This is a genomic window from Bacteroidota bacterium, from assembly GCA_016713925.1.
In the GTDB taxonomy this organism is placed as follows: domain Bacteria; phylum Bacteroidota; class Bacteroidia; order AKYH767-A; family OLB10; genus JAJTFW01.
This window is the reverse complement of the sequence record JADJOH010000002.1, coordinates 859,845-881,225: the sequence shown is the minus strand read 5'-3', so window position 1 is coordinate 881,225 and position 21,381 is coordinate 859,845. Positions and strand designations below refer to the sequence as shown.

General features: G+C 40.6%; 24 protein-coding genes. 14 read left to right on the top strand and 10 right to left on the bottom strand.

Features of this window, described 5'->3' with window-relative positions:
- Positions 1 to 22: 22 nt before the first annotated feature.
- The 3 genes from IPJ86_03635 to rseP all read right to left on the bottom strand — a co-directional run bounded on the left by IPJ86_03635 (position 23) and on the right by rseP (position 3,373).
- A complete protein-coding gene (locus IPJ86_03635) occupies positions 23 to 760 on the bottom strand; it encodes a hypothetical protein (protein MBK7886410.1) in 738 nt (245 codons plus the stop codon).
- A gap of 398 nt (positions 761 to 1,158) precedes the next feature.
- A complete protein-coding gene (locus IPJ86_03630) occupies positions 1,159 to 1,932 on the bottom strand; it encodes a hypothetical protein (protein ID MBK7886409.1) in 774 nt (257 codons plus the stop codon).
- Positions 1,933 to 2,035: 103 nt separating this feature from the next.
- Positions 2,036 to 3,373 carry an RIP metalloprotease RseP gene (gene rseP / locus IPJ86_03625; GenBank protein MBK7886408.1) on the bottom strand — a complete coding sequence of 446 codons (1,338 nt, stop codon included), beginning with the start codon at positions 3,371 to 3,373 and terminating at the stop codon, positions 2,036 to 2,038.
- A gap of 56 nt (positions 3,374 to 3,429) precedes the next feature.
- Between rseP and IPJ86_03620 the strand changes: the two genes are divergently transcribed.
- Positions 3,430 to 3,609, top strand: coding sequence for a hypothetical protein (locus tag IPJ86_03620; GenBank protein MBK7886407.1), 180 nt, complete (start codon positions 3,430 to 3,432; stop codon positions 3,607 to 3,609).
- A 57-nt stretch (positions 3,610 to 3,666) separates the two neighbouring features.
- Here the strand turns inward: IPJ86_03620 and IPJ86_03615 are convergent, their stop codons facing one another.
- Positions 3,667 to 4,833, bottom strand: a complete 1,167-nt coding sequence (locus IPJ86_03615) for a 1-deoxy-D-xylulose-5-phosphate reductoisomerase (GenBank protein MBK7886406.1) — start codon at positions 4,831 to 4,833, stop codon at positions 3,667 to 3,669.
- 100 nt (positions 4,834 to 4,933) lie between these two features.
- Here IPJ86_03615 and IPJ86_03610 point away from each other — a divergent pair, with 100 nt between their 5' ends.
- Positions 4,934 to 5,944 carry a DnaJ domain-containing protein gene (locus IPJ86_03610; GenBank protein MBK7886405.1) on the top strand — a complete coding sequence of 337 codons (1,011 nt, stop codon included), beginning with the start codon at positions 4,934 to 4,936 and terminating at the stop codon, positions 5,942 to 5,944.
- A gap of 106 nt (positions 5,945 to 6,050) precedes the next feature.
- On the opposite strand, the gene IPJ86_03605 is transcribed toward IPJ86_03610, so the two are convergent.
- The 3 genes from IPJ86_03605 to IPJ86_03595 form a co-directional block, all read right to left on the bottom strand.
- Positions 6,051 to 6,476 (bottom strand): hypothetical protein, encoded by a 426-nt coding sequence (locus IPJ86_03605; protein ID MBK7886404.1) that lies wholly within the window; start codon positions 6,474 to 6,476, stop codon positions 6,051 to 6,053.
- 197 nt (positions 6,477 to 6,673) lie between these two features.
- A complete protein-coding gene (locus IPJ86_03600; protein MBK7886403.1) occupies positions 6,674 to 6,850 on the bottom strand; it encodes an AtpZ/AtpI family protein in 177 nt (58 codons plus the stop codon).
- Between the two features lie 7 nt (positions 6,851 to 6,857).
- Positions 6,858 to 7,292: a polymer-forming cytoskeletal protein gene (locus IPJ86_03595; protein ID MBK7886402.1), complete on the bottom strand. Its 435-nt coding sequence runs from the start codon at positions 7,290 to 7,292 to the stop codon at positions 6,858 to 6,860.
- A gap of 252 nt (positions 7,293 to 7,544) precedes the next feature.
- Between IPJ86_03595 and IPJ86_03590 the strand changes: the two genes are divergently transcribed.
- The 7 genes from IPJ86_03590 to IPJ86_03560 all read left to right on the top strand — a co-directional run bounded on the left by IPJ86_03590 (position 7,545) and on the right by IPJ86_03560 (position 11,607).
- Complete coding sequence (locus IPJ86_03590) at positions 7,545 to 7,844, top strand: winged helix-turn-helix transcriptional regulator (GenBank protein ID MBK7886401.1); 300 nt, start codon at positions 7,545 to 7,547, stop codon at positions 7,842 to 7,844.
- Between the two features lie 75 nt (positions 7,845 to 7,919).
- On the top strand, positions 7,920 to 8,156 hold the full coding sequence (locus tag IPJ86_03585) for a TM0996/MTH895 family glutaredoxin-like protein (GenBank protein ID MBK7886400.1): 237 nt from the start codon (positions 7,920 to 7,922) through the stop codon (positions 8,154 to 8,156).
- Positions 8,157 to 8,158: 2 nt separating this feature from the next.
- Positions 8,159 to 8,539: a rhodanese-like domain-containing protein gene (locus tag IPJ86_03580; protein MBK7886399.1), complete on the top strand. Its 381-nt coding sequence runs from the start codon at positions 8,159 to 8,161 to the stop codon at positions 8,537 to 8,539.
- Positions 8,540 to 8,548: 9 nt separating this feature from the next.
- The gene (locus IPJ86_03575; protein MBK7886398.1) at positions 8,549 to 9,526 is read left to right on the top strand and encodes a permease; all 978 of its coding nucleotides are present in this window, start codon (positions 8,549 to 8,551) and stop codon (positions 9,524 to 9,526) included.
- Positions 9,527 to 9,543: 17 nt separating this feature from the next.
- Positions 9,544 to 10,470: a rhodanese-like domain-containing protein gene (locus tag IPJ86_03570; GenBank protein MBK7886397.1), complete on the top strand. Its 927-nt coding sequence runs from the start codon at positions 9,544 to 9,546 to the stop codon at positions 10,468 to 10,470.
- The gene (locus tag IPJ86_03565; GenBank protein ID MBK7886396.1) at positions 10,445 to 11,155 is read left to right on the top strand and encodes a sulfite exporter TauE/SafE family protein; all 711 of its coding nucleotides are present in this window, start codon (positions 10,445 to 10,447) and stop codon (positions 11,153 to 11,155) included. Before IPJ86_03570 ends, IPJ86_03565 begins: the two co-directional genes overlap by 26 nt.
- Positions 11,155 to 11,607: a DinB family protein gene (locus IPJ86_03560; protein MBK7886395.1), complete on the top strand. Its 453-nt coding sequence runs from the start codon at positions 11,155 to 11,157 to the stop codon at positions 11,605 to 11,607. Before IPJ86_03565 ends, IPJ86_03560 begins: the two co-directional genes overlap by 1 nt.
- Positions 11,608 to 11,655: 48 nt before the next feature.
- Here the strand turns inward: IPJ86_03560 and dusB are convergent, their stop codons facing one another.
- On the bottom strand, positions 11,656 to 12,591 hold the full coding sequence (gene dusB / locus IPJ86_03555; protein ID MBK7886394.1) for a tRNA dihydrouridine synthase DusB: 936 nt from the start codon (positions 12,589 to 12,591) through the stop codon (positions 11,656 to 11,658).
- 403 nt (positions 12,592 to 12,994) lie between these two features.
- Here dusB and IPJ86_03550 point away from each other — a divergent pair, with 403 nt between their 5' ends.
- The 5 genes from IPJ86_03550 to IPJ86_03530 all read left to right on the top strand — a co-directional run bounded on the left by IPJ86_03550 (position 12,995) and on the right by IPJ86_03530 (position 18,894).
- Positions 12,995 to 13,936 (top strand): CPBP family intramembrane metalloprotease, encoded by a 942-nt coding sequence (locus tag IPJ86_03550; GenBank protein MBK7886393.1) that lies wholly within the window; start codon positions 12,995 to 12,997, stop codon positions 13,934 to 13,936.
- A 238-nt stretch (positions 13,937 to 14,174) separates the two neighbouring features.
- Positions 14,175 to 15,002, top strand: coding sequence for a glycogen/starch synthase (locus IPJ86_03545; GenBank protein ID MBK7886392.1), 828 nt, complete (start codon positions 14,175 to 14,177; stop codon positions 15,000 to 15,002).
- Between the two features lie 63 nt (positions 15,003 to 15,065).
- Positions 15,066 to 16,361: a DUF4270 family protein gene (locus IPJ86_03540; GenBank protein MBK7886391.1), complete on the top strand. Its 1,296-nt coding sequence runs from the start codon at positions 15,066 to 15,068 to the stop codon at positions 16,359 to 16,361.
- Between the two features lie 3 nt (positions 16,362 to 16,364).
- On the top strand, positions 16,365 to 18,200 hold the full coding sequence (glmS, locus tag IPJ86_03535; protein MBK7886390.1) for a glutamine--fructose-6-phosphate transaminase (isomerizing): 1,836 nt from the start codon (positions 16,365 to 16,367) through the stop codon (positions 18,198 to 18,200).
- Between the two features lie 34 nt (positions 18,201 to 18,234).
- The gene (locus tag IPJ86_03530) at positions 18,235 to 18,894 is read left to right on the top strand and encodes a class I SAM-dependent methyltransferase (protein MBK7886389.1); all 660 of its coding nucleotides are present in this window, start codon (positions 18,235 to 18,237) and stop codon (positions 18,892 to 18,894) included.
- Between the two features lie 21 nt (positions 18,895 to 18,915).
- On the opposite strand, the gene IPJ86_03525 is transcribed toward IPJ86_03530, so the two are convergent.
- Positions 18,916 to 20,088, bottom strand: coding sequence for a glycosyltransferase family 4 protein (locus IPJ86_03525; GenBank protein MBK7886388.1), 1,173 nt, complete (start codon positions 20,086 to 20,088; stop codon positions 18,916 to 18,918).
- Between the two features lie 8 nt (positions 20,089 to 20,096).
- On the bottom strand, positions 20,097 to 21,257 hold the full coding sequence (locus IPJ86_03520; protein ID MBK7886387.1) for a cellulase family glycosylhydrolase: 1,161 nt from the start codon (positions 21,255 to 21,257) through the stop codon (positions 20,097 to 20,099).
- Positions 21,258 to 21,381: the final 124 nt, after the last annotated feature.

Genomic DNA, 21,381 nt, shown 5'->3' with positions numbered 1-21,381 from the left:
CTTTTTTTAATTAATTAAATTCTTAGAAGTAGAAGTTCAGGATAATAGAACCGCCTGCATTGTCAGTGTCGATGCTGAAGCTGCTTGATTTACCTGTTTTAGCAGAATCACTTCCACCTGTTCCGTCAGCGATTGTTTGTTCGCCTTCGCCTTGTGAACCAAGACCAATTCCCCAGCCAAATTCACCGGCAACTGACATCTTTGGAGCGAAGAAATATTCAGCACCGATGAAACCACGGATACCAAATTCAAAAGTACCGCCTTGTTTGTCTTCGAGTGTAGATCCTGCAGGAGCATCACCTTCGTAAGTCATAGTAGTTTTACCACTTCCGATGCCGAATCCAACTTCACCACCATAAAAACCACGTAAGCGGCCTTTACCACGATACTTCTGGATACCACCCATCAGGTTGATGTCCATTGCAGAAGTTTTAGTTTCAGAAAGTTCGCCTTCCTGAGGATCTGCTTCTGTAGTTTTTCCAGAGTTAAATCCGATACGAAGACCAATACGGTAAGCCGTATTTTCGTCTTTCATCATTTTACCATGGATTACATTCTGTGAACCGGGCCAGTCAAATGAAGGAGCACTGTTGCTGCCGTTCATCAGGTTTCCGAAATACTCTAAAGTAGAGTTTGCGCCAATACCGATGCTCCAGTCTCCAGATTCCGGAAGGATTGGAGTTCCTCTTTTTGAATTCATGTCTTGTGCCGAAGCTGCAGCACCGATAAACATTGCTAAGATGAGTAAGCTCTTTTTCATTGCTTTTTTTATTAAGGTTGGGTGCAAATTTATTGTCAATTCCGGCACTATTCCAAAAAATCTGAATTTTAATAAACAATTACTTGTTTATAAGCAGGTTGCAATTAAATTTTTATTGGATTTTACCCTGGTTTTACCCTGATTTTGGTCATTTTTCGCCCATTAAAAGAGCAATAAACGCGTTTTCGGAGTTGCATGCCGTTATTTATGAAGAATTTTAAATGCACCAGAAGGAATCCCAATAAGGCGTGAATAATATTTTGAAAGTGTTTTTATGGCTTTTTTATTATATTTAAAGATAAAATGTGCGCATTTCCGAAAAGATATTTCAAATGGGCAAATTATAAATCAACGATTTAAGTATTCATAAAATAGATGAAATAGCATTTTACCTGTTACTACTCCGTAGTTGCTAAATGATTCAATTTTTCTATTTCTTGACGGAGCACTCGTGCAATCTCAGGAAATAATCGTTCTCCAATTTCACGATCACTGCTTGAGTTTGATGGGAAGCTTATTGCTATATAATTTCCTTTGAGTTGTTTTCCGCTTGTGTTGAATATCGAATAATGTATAATGAGATCCCGTTGATATATTTTATTGGAGATGTCAATGCAGGTTTTATAATTAGTACGAATTTCAAATTGATTGATACTTACGATGAGATGGCTTTGTGAATTAGAGCAAATAGAGTTGAGAAGAGCAGTATCCTTAATTTCAGCCTGCATAAACTTTTGTTCACCATCAGCAGTGAATACTTTTTCTGAAGTATGCTGGTCGGGAGTTTCTTCTAAAGACTTACTGATTTTTGAAAATATGTTTTCATTCTTAGTCTTAGTTCCCACCGGTTCACTATAAGAATATCCTGCTTTTTCATAGAATTTTTCAAGAAGCAACTTGCCATTTTTAGTGGTATCCTGTAACATGCTATGGCAAACACCCAATTCTTCCAGTTCTGCCTGTATTTTTAAGTCAAGTGTTTTTCGAAAGTAGTATCGATATTCATCGGGCGAACGATGGGTTTGTGCCATGATATCTCTTTCAGCATCGCTGAGATAAAATTCAGGAAGGAAGGGAATAAGTACAATGGAGCTGTTCTTTTCCGTTCCCTGAGCAGGAAGGATATTCGATACCAATATAAGCAGAAAGCTAAATAGGGAGATGCGCATCATCCTTCAAAAGTAGAAGGTTATACCCCAAATGAAATGTTTGAAAGAAGGAAATATAAACAATTCGGTTTTAAAAACCTTTGCTTGTAATTCGTCTATACATCTTTCAATTTAAAATATGCTTCCACACATCATTACCTACAGCGAAAATGAGTAACGACAGTAAGATAACCATACCTACAACCTGGGCTCTTTCCATTACTTTATCGCTGAGCTTTACGCGGAATACGCTTTCTATGAGGAGAAATACCACATGTCCTCCATCCAGCGCAGGTATCGGGAGCATATTCATAAATGCAAGTACCATTGACAATAGTCCGGTGATGGCCCAGAATCTTGCCCAATCCCAAACACCGCCATAAATAGTGGCAATGCCGATCGGTCCCTGAACAGAGTCGGTGGCCTTTTCTTCTCCGGTAAATATTTTTCCTAATCCTTTCGCATTCGATACTAAGGCTTCTATTGCATCACTTGTACCAAAAGCCAATGCACTTCCAAAAGTATAAGGCTGCATCGTATAGCCTGAATTTTTTACAGGAGATGCATCGTAGGCAATTCCAATAGTACCTTTATCGGTAACAGTACTGGTGACCGTGATATTTTGATTGTTTCTAAAAAGTGTCAGCATTACTTCTTTGTTCTTTAATTTACTGACTTTGCTGACCAGATCATCACTGCCCGCTATTTTTTCTCCATTTATAGCAACAATTTTATCTCCCGCAAGAATTCCGGCTTTTTCCGCAGGCTCTCCGGGCATTACTTTACCGATCTCAAACTGTAAAGGTCCATAACCAATAAAATTCCATCGGCCTGCAGCACTTACTTTTCGATAAAAATTATCGGGCACTTCCACTTCAAGAGTTTGATTGTTTCTGGAGACAGAAAGAGAAGCACCAAAGAGCACGCGTGAGGAGAGCACATCTTCAAAGCGCTCAATGGGTTTACCATCAATCGCCAGAATTTTATCTCCATCCTGTAGTCCGATTTCTTTACCCAATGTGTATGCATAAATACCATTTCCCTGAATGAGCTGATCATTGGGAAGATATTCTTTTTTGTAATGAAGTAATGTAAAACTGAAAATGATAATTCCTAAAATAGCATTCATCGTCACGCCGGCTACCATAACAATTAATCGTTGCCATGCCGGCTTTGATCTGAATTCCCAGGGCTGTGGTGGTGATGCTAACTGTTCGGTATCCATACTTTCATCCACCATTCCGGCAATCTTCACATAACCTCCAAATGGAAGCCATCCGATACCATATTCGGTGTCGCCCTTCTTATAGCTAAAGAGTTTAAATCCCCATGCATCGAAGAAGAGATAAAACTTTTCAACTTTAATACCAAAAGCGCGGGCAGCCAGAAAGTGTCCGAGTTCGTGGAGCGTAACGAGTATTGAGAGTCCCAGGATGAGCTGGGCAGCCATAATTAAACCTTGCATTTAGAGATCTTTGGGAGATAGAATTTTTAGAATGGGTTACGAAATACGAATATCCCGTGAAGCGTGAAGAGAAGGATGAACCCTTTCATCCTTCTCTTCTCTGCTTCACGGGTACGAATATACGAAATACGAATCCACGAATCCACGAATGTCCGAATCCACGAATGTACGAATGTCCGAACATGACGAATGGAGTGCAGTGTCGTGAGTTTGCGAAGGTAGAGTTGAAGGAATGATGAATGGATGAGTATGAGGATAAGATTTTAAACGATATATTTTTTTTTCTTGTTGCATTAGATTTTTATGGCGGCTTTGCGGATGAGTTCGGCGGATATGTTGCGGGCTTCAGCATCTCCGGATCGATAATCATCGAGAGAAGGCGATTTAATAAAGGAGACGCGTTGCATGGTATCTTCTATTATTTCTGCCATTTGCAAAAATCCGACTTCATCCCTGAGAAAGGCAGCAACCGCTACTTCATTGGCAGCGTTCATGATGCAGGGGAGATTACCTCCTTTCTCCATGGCAATTCTCGCTAATCCCAAACACCGGAAAGTCTCTTCGTCGGCAGCTTCGAAGCTGAGTTGCGGAAAGTTCATAAAATCGAATCGGGGAAAATCGGAGGGAAGTCGATGTGGGTATCCCAATGCGTATTGAATGGGTAACTTCATGTCGGGTAAACCCATCTGCGCCTTCATGCTCCCATCGCGAAATTGTACTATGCTATGTATGATGGATTGAGGATGAACGATCACTTCTATGGCTGAAGGCTGCAAATCAAAAAGCCATTTCGCTTCTATCATTTCCAGACCCTTGTTCATGAGCGTGGAGGAGTCAATGGTTATTTTAGCGCCCATGGTCCAGTTGGGATGCTTCAGCGCTTCTGCCTTGGTGATTTTCTCCAGTTCAGCTCTTTTTTTCCCGCGAAATGGTCCTCCGGACGCAGTCAAAACAATCTTTTCTATAGGATTATGCATTTCCCCTGCCAGACATTGAAAAATTGCAGAGTGTTCAGAATCAACAGGATATATGCTGACTTTATGTTCCATCGCCAGCTTGGTCACCAGGTCACCGGCTACAACGAGGGTTTCTTTATTAGCAAGTGCGATGTTCTTTTTGTTGCGGATGGCTTCAAAGGTGGGTTCAAGTCCGGCGAAACCGACCATGGCGGTTAAGACCAGATCTATACTATCCATGCTCATGAGTTGAACAATCGACTCTTGTCCGCCATATACTTTCACATCTTCCCCCGCTAAAGCATCTTTCAGCATTTCCAGCTTAGCCGTATCGCATATCGCAATAGCATTTGGCTTAAAAAGGCGGGCTTGTTGTATGAGTAAATCCGCATTGCTAAACGCCGTCAATACTTCCACCCGAAAATGATCAGGATTCGCCTGAATAACTTCAAGTGCTTGTGTTCCGATGGATCCTGTAGAACCGAGAATAGCGATGCGTTTCATTGAGATAAATTACCGCACGAAGGTAAGAAAGGTTTTGTTGATCAACATGTTGTTCTAATGTGCCGGCATTTATGGTGTTAAGATGTAATACTGCTTAATTTTGTTACGTTATTCAACCATGGCTGCCCGAAACTATTATACCGTGCTTGGAATTTCCTCTCAAGCGAATGCAGCGGAAATTAAGAAAGCCTATCATCGTTTGGCTTTAAAATTCCATCCCGATAAAAATCCCGGTGACGCCGAAGCTCCTGAGCGTTTTAAAGAGGTACTCGAAGCCTATCAGGTTTTGATTGATCCCGGAAAGAGGGCGGCGTATGATTTACGTAGTTCCGGATTTTCCTTTTCCGAATCACTCATTCATTATGAATATTTAAAGGCCGAGGTTGATACAAGTAAGGTGAAGTTGAATGAAGAAGTAGAGTTAACGTTTTCCTTTCCCGGAGAAGGGCGCTTTTTCAGGAAGCCGGTATTGCAAGGTTGGATAATAACGGCCGGTCCTACCGTCGATCACCGTATTGTACACAGAGATGGAAATGCAGTGAAAGAAACGGTATTGCATTATACCGTTTGTCCGCTGCAAAAGGGTTGGCTCACGATTCAGCCGGCGAGTATTAATTTCTATCATCATCCGGTTGCTTCCAATGCGTTGCAAATTGAAGTGGAATCGAATCAATGTTTTTTTAAAGAAAGCGAAGAAGCAGGCCCGGATCCTTGTCAGATTATGATGCATCGAACACAGGTGACCAGTACCAGTGTTTACCGCAAGACCATCATACACCAGCGCGTTGTTCTCTTACCGCGCAGTGAGCTCGCGGCATGGTATCATAAAGTAGGAAGGACAATGAAAATTGCATTTGCTGTAATTGGCGCTTTTTGGGCTATTTTCAATGATTATAATTTCTTTGCCGGTCTTGTTGCGGGTTCATTGGTAGCCGGAGTGAATGTCCAGTTAATGTACCGAATGATGGGAATTAAATCCGTTTTCTATTACGCGCATCATCATCCTGTTGTTTTAGAGTATGAAAGCATAGGATATAAACTGGGAGCAGAACCTTATAATGGAATTTTCAGTGCAAAGAACTGGTCATTTATTAAATCGATATTTAAATAGTTTTTTAGTAGACGCAGAATAGTTTTAGGAGAATTTTGGGAGTCAGATGGCTATAGCAAAACTCAACTGCACGTCTGGAATTCAGTGTAGACAATACACTTTATCTTCAGTTTGTATTGGAGATGTTTCCTGTTTTCGATGCATCTCCGGCGGCAAGGGTGGAGTTCCTGTTCCCAAAATTCTTATAAGCTTCAGCGACTTCAAATACGGTAAAAGAGAAATAGAAAAAGAAAAAGCTCAATGCAAACGGAATCACCATCGGTTTATTAATAAATGCAAAAACGATAATGATGGTGAGATAAATAAATAATTTCAATCCCGTGGATCCCATATAATAGCGAATGAATTTTTTACTATCACCTGATCTCTTTACCAATCCCCAATGCAATATAGCCGTTACGATGGCAATGAAACAAGGCAACCATAAAAACTCTGCATAATACCATTTGGCAGGAATATAATTTCCCATGAAATAGTATATGCCAGACGTTAGTGAGGTGAGGAGAATTAATTTAAGTAAGAAGTTCTTCATGATGAATACGAAATACGAAGAGTGTACGAAAATACGAAAGTAGGGACAGGTCGCGACCTGTCCCGGGAAAACAATCCACGTATGTAGGGACAGGTCGCGACCTGTCCTGGGAAAACAATCCACGTATGTAGGGACAGGTCGCGACCTGTCCTATGGAAACAATCCCACATATAATGACAGGTAGCGACCTGTCATTACTATTTTTTCGTTATTTGTTTTATGAAGTAGTACATCACCCCCGCCACAGAAAAGAGGGCGAAGAAAAGGGTGAAAGCCGGAAATTTTAATTGTAGGTATTCGTCGAGTTTTACGCCCGCCCAGGTCATCAGAAAGATGGTCGCACCCATTTGGAGGCCCATCGATGAGTAGCGGATGTAATTATCAAGCCGTTTTTTCGGCGAGTTTTGGGGCTGATCGCTCGCCATGTTTGATGTCTTTTATTAACGGACCCATGCTGCAGTTGCCTGTAAAGCTCGCACCTACTTCTACTACTAATTTGCCGGTAAGAATATCGCCATTGATACGCGCCTGTGATTTTAAAAATAACATCTCCGCCACGGTGGTATTACCTTTTACTGCACCTGAAATATCCGCATTTTGGCAGATGACATCTCCTTCCACTTGTCCTGTACTTCCTATCACCACCTTCGACTTAGAACTTACTGATCCTCTTATGGTTCCGTCAATTCTGACATCGCCATTGGACTTAATTTCGCCTTCGATGACGGTACCTGCACCAATGATGTTAATAGCGCCATTTCCGTTCGTATCTGCCGGACGGGTGATTACCCCTTTGTTTTTCAGTTGTTGGAACATGGTAATGAGTGGGTTATACAGTTACAATTGAAGAACGGCAAATATAGGAAATAATTGAAAATTATTAACAATCGGATGTTGATTTGTAGGGAACCCTCATTTCAGGGGATCGTTCGCTTCGCTCACTGGGGAGATCGTTCGCTGCGTCTTATCAAGTTCGCTCAAGAACCTTTTGATCAAAAAAGTTCTGAATCGTAGGGTGACTTTTCCAATTATAGTTCGTATATTTGCGAATAGATAAACGAATAAGGTATGCCGGGAACAAAGGAAAAATTCACACCAAATCAAGAACTGATTGCCAGGTTTGCTAACGCATTGGGAAACCCTGTTCGGGTAACTATTTTACAATTGTTATCAAAACAAAGTTGTTGTTATCACGGGGACATGGCAGAAGAACTTCCCATCGCGAAAAGCACTTTATCTCAACATTTAAAAGTTTTGTTAGATGCAGGATTAATTCAAGGGGAAATTATTCCGCCTAAAACAAAATATTGCATTAATCGGGAGAATTGGAACTTAGCCAAGGGTTTAATGATGGGATTTTTTGACTAAATAAAAGGACAATTACTGTTCGTATTATGACGAATAATTCGTATATTTGCGAACTGAATTAGAGCAGAACATCAAATGAAACAAATCAAAGTATTAGGTCCGGGCTGTCCAAAGTGTAAAACCACTTACAATAATGTTTTGGAAGCCCTCAAGCAATCCGGCATTGATGCGCAGGTCACAAAAGTGGAAGACATAGAAGAAATGATGAAATACAATGTGTTATCCACACCGGTATTGATGATTGATGAAGTCATTAAGGTAAAAGGCAGAGTGGCGGACATCAATGAAATCAAACAATTATTAATTGCCTGAAAATGGAAAATCAGACTTTGGTAAAAGAGATTTGTCCAACCACAACCTTGGGTAGACTAAAGGAAGGAGCATTATTAGTGGATGTTCGTGAAAGGGACGAAGTGGCGGCCTTGGCTTACGATGTGCCAAACATTATTAATATCCCCTTAAGTGAATTTGAAGAACGTTATAATGAAGTTCCAAAAGACAAAGATGTAATAATGGTCTGCAAAGGAGGGGGTAGAAGTTTGAGAGCCGCAGGTTTTTTAATTAATCATGGTTACACGAACGTAATTAATATGCAGCACGGAATTACACGTTGGGTTGAAAAGGGATTTCCGACGAAAGGAGACGCCTCTTCTATTAAAGGTGGTAGTTCATGTTGTGATACTTCGGGTTGTTAATAATGATCTATGTTTAACTGGTTACAACACTTCACAGACTGGCTGATTTATTCAGTGCTTGGACTAAAAGTTGGTTCAAAAGTGGGAGATGCCGTTAACTTTTTTGTTTTTGATACTATAAAAATTTTCATTTTATTGGGAGTAGTTACTATCATCATGGGAATTATTAACTCCTATTTTCCAATTGAGAAAGTCCGGAGTTTTTTAACTAAACGCAAGTGGCATGGCCTTGATTATTTTCTGGCCTCGTTCTTTGGAACCATAACACCTTTCTGTTCCTGTTCTTCAGTTCCTTTATTTATTGGATTTGTAAAAGGGGGTATTCCTTTGGGCGTAACGTTGGCTTTTTTGATTTCTTCTCCTCTGGTTGATGCGGTTTCGGTGGCCATGTTTCTCGGGATGTTTGGGTGGAAGACCACCATCATTTATGTAGTGAGTGGTATTATATTGTCCATGATTGCGGGATTTATCCTCGGCAAAATGAAGTTAGAGCATTTGTTGACGGATTGGGTTCAGCAATTGTTGAAGAATAAACAACTTTCGGACGATACACAGGAAGACGAGCAGTTGAGTTTATTGCAACGTATACCAATAATTTTTAAACAAGCACTTGGAATTGTTAAGGGGGTATCCCTCTATATATTAATTGGTATTGCTATCGGCGGATTAATGCATGGCTTTATTCCGACCGGATTTTTCGAAGCATACATAAGCAAAGAAAATCCTTTTGCGGTACCTATAGCGGTATTAGTGGGGATTCCGATGTACAGCAATGCAGCAGGTGTTTTACCCATTATGCAGGTGTTGGTTCAAAAGGGGATTCCCATCGGAACTGCCATAGCCTTTATGATGGCAGTCGTAGGGTTGTCAGTTCCTGAAGGTTTATTGCTTAAAAAAGTAATGTCGGTGAAAATGCTGATTATTTTTTTTGCCGTTGTGGCCATTTGTATAATTATTTCCGGCTACTTGTTTAACCTCATATTATAAAATAAATCATAGATAAAATGAAATTACTCATCTTCACACTCACCGCTATTGCAGGCATCTTTATCGTGTCTTGTAATTCAACTTCTTCACAAGCTCATTTTAAAAGCGAGAAGGAAAGTGTTACCGTTTCCGAAGCGTCCGCTATGCTGACAGAAAACACCTTGCTAATAGATGTTCGCGAACCGGAGGAAATAGCGGAACAGTCTTTTGATGTAAAAAATTGTATCCATATACCACTAGGTACACTTGAAAGTAAAATCAAGAGTATTCCACAGGACAAACAGGTAATTGTAGCTTGTAGGAGTGGAAAAAGAAGTCAGGAGGCCTTTGACCTGTTGAAAGCAAATGGTTTTACAAATATTGCAAATCTGGAAGGAGGAATGAATGCCTGGAGTGAAGCCGGATTACCCACCGCAACAGGTGATAGAGTTTCAAAAGCCTGTTGCGCTGATCCTAATTCAAAAGATTGCAATCCGGATGGTACCTGCAAAACTAAATCAGAAGAAAAACCCTGTTGCAGCGAAGAAGATAAATCTGATTGCGCTCCTGTTAATAGCACTAAAGCTGCAATAGACAAGAGTAATAATCACCTGGAAATATATGCCTTTCATGGAACAAGACAATGTGAAACCTGTAAACACATGAAGGCATTCACAAGGCAAACATTAAACACTTACTTTTCTGCACAATTGAAAAGTGGGAGCATTGTGTTTTCCATAATTGATGTGGATGATGAAGCTAATGAAAAGCTGGCAGAGAAATTTCAGGCTACCGGAACAGCGTTGATGATTAATAATGTGGTCAACGGAAAAGATAATATCATGGACTGGAGTGATTTTGCCTTAGAAAAAGCAAATGATGAAAGTAAATACATTCCTGAATTGAAAGCAATGATAAATGAAGCGTTGAAAAAGCAAAATGGAAACCTTACATCAGTTAATTGATAGTACAAACATTCCAATTCTTTCCGCGTTATTATTAGGCATTTTAACGGCGATCAGTCCCTGCCCGTTAGCGACGAACATCACAGCCACTGCTTATATAGCCAAAACACTTTCCGGGAGAAAGAAAGTGCTTTTAAGCGGATTGCTTTATACGACAGGGTTGGCGTTGTCTTATACCACCATCGCATTAATTATAATTTTAGGAGCAAGTAAATTTCATGTAGCTAAGTTCTTTCAGTCCAATGGTGAAAAATTTGTGGGACCAGTTATGGTGATAATAGGTTTGATAATGCTCAATATTATCAAATTGAATTTCATGGGCAAAGGAAATTATACGGAGAGGCTGCAGGATAAATTTAAAGATAAAGGTCTGCTTGGCTCATTCTTGCTGGGTGCTCTTTTTGCCATGGCTTTTTGTCCCTACAGTGGAGCCATGTATTTCGGGATATTAATTCCCATGAGTATTAAAAGTAGTATCGGTTTTTCTTTACCCTTTTTTTATGCTTTGGGAGCAGGTTCATTGGTTTTATTTTTCACAGTCCTGATTGCATTCAGTATGCAAAAAGTAGGTAAATACTTTAATGCAGTTCAAAGGATCGAGAAAGTGATGCGGGTTGTAGCAGGACTGCTATTTGTTCTGACCGGTTTGTACTACATTTTAATTTATTTAAAACTTATAGAATAATGACAACAACAGAAGCCTACTTGCAAACCTGGACAGAAGCCAGAACAAGATTTACAAATCTTCTTACAGAGTTAAAAGAAGAGGATTTGATTAAGAAATTAGCAGACACAAAGAATAGTGCAGGATTTCTCATTCGACACATTGGAGATGTGGAGTTACTCTTTGCAAAAAATGTTTTTGGTGCCGCAGACCTTAAAGTGCAGGCAAAAACAGTAATAGCTCAACACGATACCGGCGAATGGACACATCTGCAAGAGTTATTGGATTATCAGCAATTTGCTTATGATCATCTCAAAGCAATAATTGAAAAGCAAACGGATGATGATTGGCAACAAACAATAACTACTAAAGAGTTTGGCTCTAAAACAAAGGCAGAAGCTATCGGAAGAATTATCTCCCATACGGCTTATCACGCCGGGCAATTGTCGCTGACCATTAAATACGGTAAATAAATAATTCCAAATAATTTTTCTTGAGGAAATAAAATACAACGCCGAATATTACACTTCCGCGGAGGCGTACCGTTCCCGTATAAATTCTAATGTTTGAAGAATTTCATCGTAACTATTGCTCGTCACCAGCTTCATACGATGCTCTTTGAAATGATCGAGGCCTTTGAAATAGTTGGTGTAGTGACGGCGCATTTCTACAATGCCCACGTAATCTCCTTTCCAGCGAATCGAAAAATCCAGATGCGAGCGACAGGTATCTACTCTTTGAGAAATAGTAGGAGGGGAGAGATAAGTTCCCGTATCCATAAAATGTTTGATCTCATTAAAGATCCAGGGATAGCCGATACTTGCTCTGCCGATCATGACACCATCCACACCATATCGGTTTTTCATCTCCAATGCTTTCTCCGGCGTATCTACATCACCGTTACCAAATATGGGAATAGTAATGCGTGGGTTCTCCTTGATTTTTCCGATGAGTGTCCAATCGGCAGGTCCTTTATAGAGTTGCGCCCGTGTACGGCCATGAATGGTCAGTGCCGCAATGCCTATGTCCTGTAATCGTTCCGCAACTTCTTCAATGTTCTTCGTACTCTCATCCCAACCCAATCGCGTTTTTACCGTCACAGGGCGGGTCGCTATTTTGACGATTTCGGATGTCATCTCCACCATCTTCGGAATATCCTGAAACAATGCGGCTCCTGCTCCTCTGCAAGCCACTGCCTTTACCGGACAACCGTAATTGATATCAATTAAATCGGGTTCTGCCTCATCGGCTATTCTCCCCGCCTCACGCATGGAGTCCACATCTGAACCAAACAGTTGTATGCCGATCGGACGTTCGTACTCAAAAATGTCGAGTTTCATCTTACTCTTCCTCGCCATCCGAATCAAACCCTCACTCGAAATAAACTCCGTATACATCAAATCAGCACCATGCTGTTTACACACATACCGAAACGGCGGATCACTTACATCTTCCATAGGAGCCAGAAGTAAGGGAAATTCAGGGAGCGATATGTTACCGATTTTGAGGTTCAAGGTTTAATGTTTACCCTGAAGCGTATCGCTTTTCGCGATTCTGCTTCATGGGTTCAAGGTTTAATGTTCAAGGTTTAAGGTTCAAAGTTTAAGGTTTAAGGTTCAAAGTTTAAGGTTTCATGATTCACAATTTCAAGGCTTCAATATTTGAAGAAATGAGCTAAAAGTGATAATTGTTCAATTAGCAGTCATTTTTGAGCAAGTAGCCAGCCGGTAGCCGGTAGCCCTCAGCCGGTAGCCGGTAGCCGGTAGCCGATAGCCGGTAGCAAGCACAAAGTTAAGTCTTATCCAACAAGGTTCTATCATTCGAAAAGCGATCACTTATATTTGCACGAAATAAAAACCGATGCAAATCCGTGCTTGCCTGGCAGATCGCCCTCCTTACAATAAATTTTTAATCATTGTTGGATTAACATTGGTGGGTGCTGTTCTTTTTACAGCCATTGGTGCTACCTTGAGTCAATTGGTATTTGGGGTAGATATGACCGGTGACCCTTCTTTAATTGATCAATATGCTGATCCTCAGGTAGCTAATGCTTTTAGGATGTTTCAAGGCTTAGCGGCAATAGGAACATTTATTCTGCCGGCCTGGGTTGCTGCCTATCTTTTTAGCGGAGATGAAAAGTCGTATTTGGGATTAAATTCAATGCCGGATAATTCCTCTTTTGTGATGGTTTTTCTCCTTTTGATTGCTGCCGTACCCTTTATTAACTGGATGATGCAGGTGAATAGTGAATTGCATCTCCCTGCCTCCTTGAAGAGTTTGGAAGACTGGATGATTGCTTCAGAGGAACAAGCCGGCAAGATTACAAAACTCCTATTGGGCAGTACTGCTGTCAGTGATCTGTTAATCAATCTATTGGTAATTGCTATTATCCCTGCCATAGGGGAGGAGCTCCTGTTTCGTGGAGTAATTCAAAAGCAATTTATAGCGCTGACCGAAAGTAAAGGTGCCGCCGTTGTTCTCACTTCTCTGTTGTTCTCCGCGCTGCATATGCAATTTTTTGGATTCCTTCCCCGATTTGCATTAGGCGTCTTGTTGGGTTTCCTCTACGTGTGGAGTGGATCGCTTTGGTTACCGGTAATGGCTCATTTTTTTAATAATGCTACTGCTGTCATTCTGGTATGGCTTGCTGCCCGACAGGGGATTCCTTTTAACCCGGACACATTAGGAACTGAGCCCGGACAGGATTTGCTACTTGGGGGCAGTGTACTCCTCACCTGGATAGGGGTGTGGATGCTGCAACGAAAGTTGGCGAAAACAAAGACAGAAGGATTTAACTATTGAAATATTGCGTCTGAATGAATAAACCAGTCAGCGAATTAATGTTCATTCCTACGAATATAACTGACCAACATATTCTGACTTTACTACTGCTATTATTCGTTGTTAAATAGTATAATTTAAATAGCTATACGAAAATCTTTTTTAATATCAAATAGCAATAATCAGAAAAAATGTATATTAAAAAATCCTTCTATATTCCGTATCTTTGCGTAAAATTATCTATATCGTGAAGAAAGCTATGAGAAAAGCCCGTATTTTATTTATATCAAGTGAAATTCATCCTTATCTTGAATTAACAGAACAAAGTAAAATTGCCAGATACCTCCCACAGGGGATACAGGAAAGAGGAAAAGAGATTAGAACGTTCATGCCTCGTTTTGGTAATATCAATGAGCGGCGCAATCAGTTACATGAGGTCATCAGACTTTCCGGAATGAACCTGATCATTGATGATAGTGATCATCCATTGATAATAAAAGTTGCTTCTATCCAGGCGGCGCGCATGCAGGTGTATTTTATCGATAACGAAGAGTATTTCCAACGTAAAACTACCATTCGTGATACAGATGGTAGTTTCTATCCGGATAATGACGATCGATCCATTTTCTTCGGTCGTGGAGTATTGGAAACTGTAAAAAAGTTGGGATGGTCTCCTGACATCATTCATTGCCATGGCTGGATGACGGCTTTAGTTCCATTGCTGATTAAAACCAGCTATAAAGAGGATCCGATGTTCCATAATAGTAGAGTTGTTTATTCTTTGTACAATGATTCTTTCGAAGAGCCGTTTAATGCCAACTTCGGGAAGAAAATCCTGATGGATGGATTGACCGCAGCAGATGTAAAGGAACTAAATGATCCCAATTATGTCAGCTTAACCAGGTTGGCTATGAATTGGTCGGATGCCGTCGTAAAAAGCGCTCCTACCATTCATGAAAAAGTAGAGGTCGACTTCAGGAACTTAAGCAAACCCACTCTTGATTATAAATCACCGGAAGAATACGTTGAAGCTTACGATAACTTCTATGATGAAGCCGTATTGGAAGCGTCAATTCTTGCAGAATAAAGGCGTTAAAAGTTCTTTTTCATGCTATATGCAGGGTGATATTTTTCCTTTACCTTCGTCCCCATGTTGAAACACTTCCGACAAGAAGTACTGTTTGTACTGCTGTCGTTTCTATTCCTGATGCCTTCCTGCACCGAGCCCGATCTGATTGGGCTTGACCTTCAGCCATTGTCACAACAACCGGGCTTGAAAGTGGATACCCTTACTCTCGAAACATTTACAGTGCCCGAAGATTCACTGATCGTCTGGAGTCCGCTGAAAAATCTGATCGAGTTGCCCACCTTGTTCATCGGAAGTTATGATGATCCTTATCTCGGAAAAACTCAAGCCGGCTTCGTCTCTCAAATTCGTCTGGGCAATACCATTACCAGCTCCACTTTTGCCGGAGTCACCACGCCCGACTCTGTTGTTTTAAGTTTTCTTTACAGAGGAATTGAGGGCGATTCAACAGTTACGCATCATATCAGCGTGTATGAGTTGGATGAAGTGTTGTACACCGATAGTACATATTACAGCAGCAGAACCTATAGCCGAACCGGATTTCTGGGTCATGTTGATCTGATACCGGAGATCAGGGATAGTGTGTTAGTGGGAAGCACTTTTGCGGCTCCTCAGTTGCGAATTCCACTGGATACCGCCTTGGGTGGAAGATTTATGCGGGAGTATATTTCAAACCCCGGATTATTTGCGAGCAATACCGCGTTTATTGATTTCTTTAATGGAGTCTTGCTCGTCGATAGTGCAGATGGAGTAGGGAGTATTGTTTCATTACCCTCTACATCAGGAGTGCATCGTCTTACACTTTATTTTTCCGGCAATAAGAGTTATGAATTTCTGATCGATGTGAATGCGGTGCGGTTGAGTTATTTTATGCACCAATATTTGCCTTCTGTTTATGATAATGTTCCCGATAATCAATTAGTGGTCGCTTCGATGGCCGGCTTGAAAGATAGTCTGGTCATAAAAAATCTGACATCACTTTACGACGATGGACCCGTATCCGTCAGCTCTGCACGATTAATAATCAAATTGCAGGACGGTACTACCACTTCAAATTTTCTTCCACATAATAACTTACTGATTTTTGGTAGTGATTCAACCGGAAAAAATATTACAACCGCTGATGCCACAGAAACTTCAGCGTATTACGGAGGGGCATTTGATGATACAAAAGACGAGTATATTTTTAATGTCGCCCGTTATGTGCAACAAACAGTGAAGAAAGTCGTAGAAAACGGCGGCAAAGATTATGGCCTTTTTCTCGTAGCGGGAGGAAGTACTTCTAATGCTAAAAGAACCGTCCTGCAAGGTCAGGATGCAATAAAATTAATAGTTACAACTACTAAAATCAACCCCTGATCCATGTGTGGAATCGTTGCATATATCGGAAAGCAGGAGGCTTATCCGATCATCATTAAAGGTCTTCAGCGCCTCGAATACAGAGGTTATGATAGTGCCGGAGTTGCGCTGTTGAACGGAACGCTGAATGTATATAAAAAGGCAGGCAAGGTAAGCGAATTGGCAGAATTTGTTAAAGGAAAAAATACTGCAGGTCATGTAGGAATGGGGCATACCCGTTGGGCAACTCATGGAGAGCCGAATGATCGGAACGCACATCCTCATTTTTCTCAATCGAAGGACTTTGCTATTATCCATAATGGTATCATTGAGAATTACGCATCAATCAAAGCCGAGTTGATGAAAGAGGGTCACGTTTTTCAAAGTGATACGGATACCGAAGTGTTGATTCATCTGATAGAAGAGATTTATTCAAAAGCCAATGTGCCGCTGGAAGAAGCCGTGCGACTCGCATTGGGTGAAGTGGTGGGTGCCTATGCTATCGTTGTTTTATCGAAGAATGATCCGCAGAAATTAATTGCAGCAAGAAAAGGATCTCCCATTGTTGTTGGAATAGGAAAAGATGAATTTTTTGTCGCCTCCGATGCCACACCGATCGTGGAATATACAAAGAATGTGGCTTACCTGAACGATGGAGAAGTTGCAGTAATTAATAACGGGGAACTAACGGTAAAGACTATAGGCAATGAAGTGAAAGTGCCCTATGTTCAGGAACTCGAGTTAAAGTTAGAGGCCTTAGAGAAGGGCGGCTATGAACACTTCATGCTGAAGGAGATTTATGAGCAACCCCGTTCGATCGCTGATAGTATGCGCGGTCGTTTTGACAGCAGGGCAGGACGAATTAAATTAGGTGGTTTAAGAGAGTTTGAAACGAGAATTATCAATGCGAAGCGCATCATGATTGTCGCTTGTGGTACTTCATGGCATGCCGGTTTGGTGGCGGAATACCTCATTGAAGACCTCGCCCGGATTCCGGTGGAAGTGGAGTATGCCTCTGAATTCAGATACCGCAACCCGGTTATTTACGAAGATGATGTGGTGATTGCTATTTCACAAAGTGGAGAGACGGCCGATACATTGGCTGCAGTGGAACTGGCAAAATCAAAAGGCGCTACCATTTTTGGAGTCTGTAATGTGGTGGGATCAAGTATTCCACGAGCAACCCATGCCGGATCCTATACGCATGCCGGTCCGGAAATTGGAGTAGCCTCTACAAAAGCTTTTACGGCTCAGGTGACTGTACTCACATTGCTCGCATTGCAAATTGCACATAAAAAAGGTACCATTTCTGAATCACGATTTCGTGAAATATTGAATGAGCTGGAAAGTATTCCTCAAAAAGTGGAAAGAGCACTCAAGTCAAATGATGAAGTGAAACTGATTGCTGAACGCTATAAGAACGCAAGGAATTTTCTCTATCTGGGAAGAGGTTACGGCTTCCCGGTAGCGTTAGAAGGTGCTTTAAAGTTGAAGGAGATCTCTTATATTCATGCGGAAGGTTATCCGGCGGCTGAAATGAAACATGGACCCATCGCCTTGATTGATGATGAGATGCCGGTAGTGGTTATTGCTACCAAGCATGGCAGCTACGAGAAAGTGGTGAGCAATATTCAGGAAGTTAAAGCACGGAAAGGTAAAATCATTGCTATTGTGACAGAGGGAGATACTGCAGTGAAGGAAATGGCGGATTATGTGATTGAGATTCCTGAAACGGATGAGATTTTGGTGCCTTTGGTCAGTGTTATTCCCCTACAGTTGCTGGCCTATCATATTGCGGTGATGCGTGGTTGTAATGTAGATCAGCCTAGGAATTTAGCCAAAAGCGTAACAGTAGAATAGTAAGATACCTCATCGGTATTTTATTTCAATAAGTATGAAAAAAAGAATAATTGCCTATTCCTCTGATCACGATTCTCTGGGAAATGCTTTTCGAATGAAGCGGTTTAAGTTTTTGGCGGACAAGCTCGCGAAATTTCCTAAACCGGTAAATATTCTGGATGTAGGAGGAACCTTAAAGTATTGGGAAGCCAGAGGTTTTCAGAATAATAATGATTTCAATATTACTATTATTAATCTTGAATCATCCGATTCGCCTTATACTAATATTAAAATTTTTAAAGGCGATGCCACTAACCTCTCCAATTATAAAGATAAGTCTTTCGACCTGGCTTTCAGTAATTCAGTGATAGAGCATTTAACTGTTTTTGATAAGCAAGTATTGATGGCTAAAGAAATGATGCGTACAGGTAAATACTATTTTGTTCAAACACCTAATCGCTACTTCCCGATAGAACCGCATTTTCTTTTTCCGTTTTTTCAGTTTCTTCCGTACTCTTTAAAATATTTTATTCTTACGAAGACCAAGTTAAGTCGGGGCCGTAAACGCACTCCTCAACGGGCAGAGACATACATTAAAGAAATTCGTCTGCTGACTACTAAAGAAATGTTGAAATTGTTTCCGGGATGTAAAGTGTACAATGAAAAAGTGGCAGGATTGATAAAATCAATAACTGTGCATAATTTGCCGGACTAATAACCTGTGGAGGATTTTAAGTTATCTTAGGATTTCAGAAAAACGTTCTCCAATAATATCAGGGTTAAATCTCTTTTCTACACTCTTCAATGCAGAGTGGCTAATGGTTTCGCAAAGTACAGGATCGTTTAGGAGTACATTGATTTTTTCGGAAAGTTGCTTTATATTTCCTGACTGAAACAGCATTCCGTTTTCATTGGTTACAACGACTTCAGAATTTGGTGAGAGGTCTGAAGCAATAACCGCCTTTGGAAAACTCATCGCCATCAATAATACGCCGCTTTGATAAATGCGAGTGTAAGGTAGAACGATGATAGTGGCTATGGAAAAAAGAAAGTCCCGCTCTTCATCAGTGATAAACCGTATCACCGGAATCATTTTGTGAACGATATTTAATTCGTTGATGGTTTTTTCATATTGGGCCCAACTCCCTTCTCTCACTCTTCCGGCTACAATGAGCTTGTAGTTTCCCTCAGTAATAGCAATCGCCCGCAGGAGTGTATCTAAACCTTTCGCATTTTTTATCTGACCAAAAAACAATATTATTTTAACTCCTTTTTTGAGATCATCATAAAGTTGTTCATGTATAGAATTTGCAATTACCTTATTGTTTTTAATGGTATCTAAAGTGGAAGGGTTCTCCTGATAATGTTTAAACAAATGAATAAAATTCACATGGGGAATAACAAAGGTATTCGTGGTGGAGGAGGGACGGATACTCTTTGATAGTTGCTGCAGACTAAATTCGTTGTGAACTACACGTATGTTTGGTAAATTGTCAATGACCATTTTCCTCACAAACGGTAAGGAAATAGTATCCAGACTTTCGATATCATGAACAATAGCACATATTTTGAATCCAAGTATTTTTGCTAATGAAAATGTAAATAAATCGAATACCCCTGCCCGGAATACATGAAGAATCAGCCACTCTGTTTTTTCCTTTCTGCAAGAAATTAAACTGCGAATAAAACCCGAAATAGTTCCCGCTACAGATTGCAACTTCGAAGTATTGTGATTGTGAAAAGCCTGAATGACTTTGATGGCGGCACCATTATCTTTGAAATTGGAATACAAACGGACATTTAATCCGTTTTTGGCCATTCCTTCCAGCAATAATAAATCATAATGATCCATGCCTGCTTTCTTACCAACAGGATCTATCAGGGCAACACGGTTCACTCTTTGTTCCAAAATTTCGTTTAAACCATCATTTTCCATCCTTCAGTTTCCTTTCCAACGTATTCAATTTCCCAATTTTTTGATTCGCCTTTTCTATCCTTTACATCAAAGTAAGGATCCCAAAAATCAGTATCACATTGGTAGCCATACATCGCCCAGGGCCATTTGTTTTCTTCTAAAAGGTCGATAACATCTTTAAGCCAGATATTGGCTCCATCTGCCCAACGCACGCTTTGGAATTCTCCTACGAAAATAAGATTTCCTGTTGTAGCTTCGAATTTCTTAAGGTCTTCAAATTTCTTTCTCATCAATTCCTTATTCCAAAACACCTTGTCCACAAAGCCGGGATACTTAAAACCTCTTGGACGCTTTTTAATACCCTGATGAGAGAAGGGGTCAGGGAGATACATATGCGCTCCATAAATCAGTTTATCATCCTTAATGGCATAACCTTCAAAATTCTTGTAATTCGTAGGCTTACCCCAGGGGCCGGGCGTCAGAAGAAAATAGCGACGGTTATCGTATTTTCTGATCGCAGTTAATGCTCTTTTAAAAAAATCTTCAATCTTCTCAGGGCTCTTCATTTTACCACCCGATTCGATGGCCGGCTCCCCAATTACTTCATACGCTGCAAGCTCATCTCCTCTGTTTTGATACCTTCTGGCAATGATATCCACCATATTGATTGCACTGTCTAAATTCCCTTTGTTATTCCAGAAATCAGGATGTTTATCATCGACGGATGATTTAGGATCAAGAATCAGGTTGTTAAAGGCAATCATGCAAGTAATTCCATTGGCTTTAGCAGCATCCAGCATACTATCTGCCCAGATCAATTCCCTGAAAACTGCCTGAGTGGGATCCATCTTCTCACGCATAGCTCTTTTATTGCCTTTTATGAAAATCCTTACGAGATTTACATTTATCGATTTCAGATAAACCAAATCTGCGGGAACTGATTTCTTTGATTCGACCGAAACACCTCTCCAGGGCCAGTTTACAGGTAAATCTTTATTTTCAGGGGTCGACTCTTTGTCTTTCCCGGGTTGATTTTGAGCTAGGACAACCTCACCGCTTCCGGTCGTTTTAGTATTTTCCCGGTTCGGTTTTTTTGCTTCCTGACTACAGGAATTTTGGAGATTCAGTAAAGAAAGGCTCAGGATAAGAAATAATTTAATCATGGCTAATGGTTTTTAACTATAATGCCGTACATACAATAACAGGCTCCGTAAAGTTAGTAATTTATTTCTTTGAAAACGATGGACCTTAAGTAAACATGAAGCATTGACCGTAATTTGAATTTTT